The following is a 4,202-nucleotide window of genomic DNA, read 5'->3' as shown; positions in this document are numbered from 1 at the left end:
CCCGGCCGGGCGGCGCCGCTCATGCGACGGATCAGCTGTGCCGGAGCTCGGCCCAGGTCCCGGCGTCGACCACGCCGGTCACGGGGAGTCCCCGCCGGTCCTGGAAGGACCGGGTGGCCGACGCGGCGTCCGGCCCGAAGACGCCCTCGGGCTCCTCCTCGGTCGCCCGCAGCCCCGTCCAGAAGTTCAGCAGGCAGCGCGCCTCCAGCACCGTGCGGCCCGTGCTGCCGACCGCTACGGAGGGCGGCGGGGTGCGGTTGTCGTAGCCGCAGCTCAGCCCGGTGAGTTCGGGCTCGGTGGTGGCCGCGGAGGCCGCGGCGGCGGAGCCCAGGAGGAGGGAAACGGTCAGCGCGGCCGAAGCCGCTGCACGTGTCAGTAAGGAGTTCATGGTCCAGACCTTAATGATCACCGCGCCGCGGCAAAAGCGATATTCAGGGCGTACGGATCAGCCGACGGGTGGCGGCCGCCGCCACCGCCGCCGTACGGGAGTCGACGCCGAGCTTCGCGTACACGTGCACCAGGTGCGACTTGACCGTGGCCTGGCTGAGGAAGAGCCGCTTGGAGATCTGCTGGTTCGACAGGCCGTCCGCGACCAGCTGGAGCACCTCCAGCTCCCGCTTCGTCAGCGACTCCGCCGGGGTCCGCATCCGGTCCATCAGCCGCAGCGCCACCGCAGGGGCCAGCGCCGACTGGCCGGCCGCGGCCGTGCGCACCGCCGCCGCCAGCTCCTCCGGCGGGGCGTCCTTGAGCAGGTACCCCGAGGCGCCCGCCTCCACCGCCGCCAGGATGTCCGCGTCCGTGTCGTACGTGGTCAGGACCAGGACGCGGGGCGCGCCCGGCCGGGCGGTGATCGCCGCCGTGGCCGCCGAGCCGTGCATCCCCGCCCCGAACTGCAGGTCCATCAGCACCACGTCCACCGGCTCGGACGCCGCGAGCTCCACGGCCCGCTCCGCCGTCGCCGCCTCCGCGACCACCGCGAAGTCCGGCTCGGTGTCCAGGACCGCGCGCAGCCCGGCCCGGACCACCGGGTGGTCGTCGGCGAGCAGCAGCCGGATGGTCATCGTCAGGCCTCCAGGGGCAGCGGCAGGGTGACGGCCACGGCGGTGCCCTGGCCCGGGTCGGACTCCACGGTGAACAGCCCGCCCAGCGACTCGGCCCGCGCCCGCATCGCGGGCAGGCCGAAGCCGCCCTCCCCGGACGGGGCCGAGGCGGGGTCGAAGCCCCGGCCGTCGTCGACGACGTCCAGGGTGACCGAGGTGTCCATGAAGGTCAGGGTGATCTCCGCCCGGCCGGCCCGGGCGTGCCGTACCACGTTGGCCAGCGCCGACTGTGCGATCCGCAGCAGCGCCACCTCGTACGGGGTGGGCAGCTCGCGCGGGGCGCCGCTGACCGAGAAGCGCACCCGCGGGCCCGGCACCCCCGAGCACAGCCGCTCCAGGGCCGCCGCCAGCGAACCGTGCTCCAGGTCCGGCGGTGTCAGGGCCCGGACGAACCGGCGCGCCTCGGCGAGGTTCTCCTGCGCGGCCTCCCGGGCCCGGGCGATGTGTTCGACGGCCGGCGCCCCGTCGGGCAGCGTCCGCTCGGCGGCACGCAGCAGCAGCTGGATCGAGGACAGCCCCTGCGCCAGGGTGTCGTGGATCTCCCGGGCCAGGCGCTCGCGCTCCGCGAGGATCCCCGCGCCCCGCTCGGCCGCGGCCAGCTCCGCGCGGGTGGCGATCAGCTCCTCGATCAGCTCGCGCCGCCGCTCGCTCTCCCGGTACAGCGCCTGGTAGCCCAGTACGGTGGCCACGGCCACCGCCCCGCCGATCAGCGGCCCGAGGAAGGCCCCCGGGTTCACGGAGCCGCTGTGCGCCACGAACCCGCCGATCGCCGCGCAGGCCGTCACCGCGACCGCCGCCAGCGCCCAGCGCAGCCGCAGCAGGTGCAGCTCCAGGAAGTACAGCGGGAAGGCCAGCCACAGCCCGTCGGGGGAGAGGACGAGCAGCGCGGCCCACACCGCGCCCATCCCCGCCAGCCACGCCCCGGCCGCGCGCGCCGACCGGGCGACCGCAGGGGCCCGTACCCCGGCCGCGTACCCGGCGGCCAGCAGGGCGCAGACGGCGACGACCCACCCGGCCCGGGGCGCGGAGTCGGCGACGGCCCGGCCTGCGGCCAGGGCCAGCAGCCCGGCGAACAGCGCGTGCAGGCACAGCCGCAGGACGCGGGTGACGGGGGTCAGGGAGCGGGAGGGCGGGGCGGCAGACATCGTCCGACCAGCGTAAGCGGGCCCCGACGGGCCCCGGTCAATCAAAAGTTTGATGTCGGAGTGCCTCCTTCGATACCAGGATCCCTCCCGTGGCGCGATGCCCGGGGGCCGGGCGGAGGACGAAGGTGGGGGACATGTTCGTCGCATGGAGAGATCTACGGTTCGCCAAGGGCCGCTTCGCCCTCATGGGTTCGGTCGTCCTGCTGATCACGCTGCTGGTCGGCCTGCTGTCCGGGCTCACGTCCGGCCTGGCCCGGGAGAACATCTCGGCCGTCACCGGGCTGCCCGCCTCGCGGCTGGCCTTCGCCGTCCCGCCAGGGGACCAGAAGGTTTCCTTCACCGGCTCCCAGCTGCCCGAGAGCGCCTGGCGCACCTGGCGCGGGCGCCCCGGCATCAAGGCCGCCGCGCCCCTCGGCATCCGCACCACCAACGCCCTCGCCGGTGAGCGCACCGCGGCCGTCTCCGTGTTCGGCGTCGAGCCGGGCGGCCGCCTCGCCCCCGCCGGGACGGGCCGGGGCCGGGTCGTCCTCACCGAGAAGGCCGCCAAGGAGCTCGGCGGTCTCACCGCCGGCGGCAGGGTCAAGGTGGGCCCCCTGGAGCTGACGGTCGCCGCGGTCTCGGGCACCGCCGCCTACAGCCACACCCCGGTCGTCTGGATGGACCTGGACGACTGGCAGCGCGTCGGCAACCCCGGCACCTCCCAGGAGACCTCCGCCACCGTCCTCGCCCTCGACGGCTCCGGGGACGTGGACTGGACCGCCGGGGACCAGGCGGCCGGCACCCGCAGCCAGACCGTCGACGAGGCCCTGGGGGCCATAGGGTCCTACCAGGCCGAGAACGGCTCGCTCCAGCTGATGCGCGGCTTCCTCTTCGCCATCTCCGCGCTGGTCATAGGCGCCTTCTTCACCGTGTGGACCATCCAGCGCAGCGGTGACATCGCGGTGCTGAAGGCGCTGGGCGCCTCCACCCCGTACCTCCTCAAGGACGCCCTCGGCCAGGCCGTCGTGATGCTGGCGATCGGCACCGGCGCCGGGACCGTCCTCGCGTCCGGGATCGGGGCCCTGATCAGCGGCGGCGACGTGCCCTTCGTGCTCGACGGCGCCACCGTGCTGGTCCCCGCCGCGATCATGATCGTGCTCGGTGCGCTGGGCGCGGCCCTGTCCATCCGGCGGATCACCGCCGTCGACCCGCTGACCGCCCTCGGGAGCGCCCGATGACCCTCCTCGTCCACGACGTCACCCTCACCTACCCCGACGGCGACGGCCGGCTGACCGCCCTCGACGCGGTGGAGCTGGAGGTGCCCGCCGGCACCCTGACCGCGGTCGTGGGGCCCTCCGGTTCCGGGAAGTCCAGCCTGCTGGCCGTCGCGGCCACCCTGGTCACCCCGGACTCCGGCCGGGTCCTCGTCGGGGGCCGGGACACCGCGCGGCTGGGCGCCGCCGAGAAGGCGGCCCTGCGCCGCGAGGAGATCGGCATCGTCTTCCAGCAGCCGAACCTGCTGGCCTCGCTGACCGCCGCCGAACAGCTCCAGGTGATGGCCCACCTCTCCGGCCGCCCCTCGCGGCAGCTGCGCCGCCGGGCGCTGGAGCTGCTGGACGCGGTGGGCCTGGCCGACAAGGCCGACAAGCGCCCCCACCAGCTCTCCGGCGGGCAGCGCCAGCGGGTGAACATCGCCCGCGCCCTGATGAACGAGCCCTCCGTGCTGCTGGTCGACGAGCCCACCAGCGCCCTCGACCACGAGCGCGGCGCCGCCGTCCTCGACCTGCTGGTCACCCTCACCCGCGAGCGCTCCACCGCCACCGTGCTGGTCACGCACGACCACGCCCACCTGGAGCGGATGGACCGTACGGCGACCATGGCGGACGGCCGCCTCACCCACGGCGCGCGGCCCGCCGAGCCCTCGGCCGCGACCGCCCCGGCGGCCTGAGCCCGGCCGCACCCGGGCCCGCACACGCGA

Annotated in this window: 5 protein-coding genes; 2 read left to right on the top strand and 3 right to left on the bottom strand. The window is 75.4% G+C overall.

Translation table 11 applies throughout. The features are described 5' to 3' along the window. Positions 1-31 precede the first annotated feature (31 nt). The 3 genes from AB0F18_RS38725 to AB0F18_RS38715 are packed head-to-tail and all read right to left on the bottom strand — an operon-like array spanning position 32 to position 2,245. Positions 32-388, bottom strand: a complete 357-nt coding sequence (locus tag AB0F18_RS38725; protein ID WP_362070107.1) for a peptidoglycan-binding domain-containing protein — start codon at positions 386-388, stop codon at positions 32-34. 43 nt (positions 389-431) lie between these two features. Then, entirely contained in the window at positions 432-1,061 is a 630-nt protein-coding gene (locus AB0F18_RS38720; RefSeq protein ID WP_362070104.1) for a response regulator transcription factor, read from the bottom strand. 2 nt (positions 1,062-1,063) lie between these two features. Beyond that, a complete protein-coding gene (locus AB0F18_RS38715; RefSeq protein WP_362070101.1) occupies positions 1,064-2,245 on the bottom strand; it encodes a sensor histidine kinase in 1,182 nt (393 codons plus the stop codon). Positions 2,246-2,379: 134 nt separating this feature from the next. Here AB0F18_RS38715 and AB0F18_RS38710 point away from each other — a divergent pair, with 134 nt between their 5' ends. Both AB0F18_RS38710 and AB0F18_RS38705 read left to right on the top strand, forming a co-directional pair. Further along, positions 2,380-3,462 carry an ABC transporter permease gene (locus tag AB0F18_RS38710; protein ID WP_362070098.1) on the top strand — a complete coding sequence of 361 codons (1,083 nt, stop codon included), beginning with the start codon at positions 2,380-2,382 and terminating at the stop codon, positions 3,460-3,462. Next, positions 3,459-4,172 carry an ABC transporter ATP-binding protein gene (locus AB0F18_RS38705; RefSeq protein WP_362070095.1) on the top strand — a complete coding sequence of 238 codons (714 nt, stop codon included), beginning with the start codon at positions 3,459-3,461 and terminating at the stop codon, positions 4,170-4,172. The genes AB0F18_RS38710 and AB0F18_RS38705 overlap by 4 nt, the downstream gene beginning before the upstream one ends. Positions 4,173-4,202 lie beyond the last annotated feature (30 nt).

The sequence above is a fragment of the Streptomyces sp. NPDC029216 genome (assembly GCF_040648015.1).
Taxonomy (GTDB): Bacteria; Actinomycetota; Actinomycetes; order Streptomycetales; family Streptomycetaceae; genus Streptomyces.
Note: the sequence above shows the minus strand (reverse complement) of the source record. Positions and strands in the feature narration are given on the sequence as shown.

Excerpts from the sequence above, each read along its gene's own strand:
- AB0F18_RS38710 (WP_362070098.1), top strand. The coding sequence starts at position 2,380 with ATGTTCGTCGCATGGAGAGATCTACGGTTCGCCAAGGGCCGCTTCGCC.
- AB0F18_RS38725 (WP_362070107.1), bottom strand. The coding sequence starts at position 388 with ATGAACTCCTTACTGACACGTGCAGCGGCTTCGGCCGCGCTGACCGTT.
- AB0F18_RS38705 (WP_362070095.1), top strand. The coding sequence starts at position 3,459 with ATGACCCTCCTCGTCCACGACGTCACCCTCACCTACCCCGACGGCGAC.
- AB0F18_RS38720 (WP_362070104.1), bottom strand. The coding sequence starts at position 1,061 with ATGACCATCCGGCTGCTGCTCGCCGACGACCACCCGGTGGTCCGGGCC.
- AB0F18_RS38715 (WP_362070101.1), bottom strand. The coding sequence starts at position 2,245 with ATGTCTGCCGCCCCGCCCTCCCGCTCCCTGACCCCCGTCACCCGCGTC.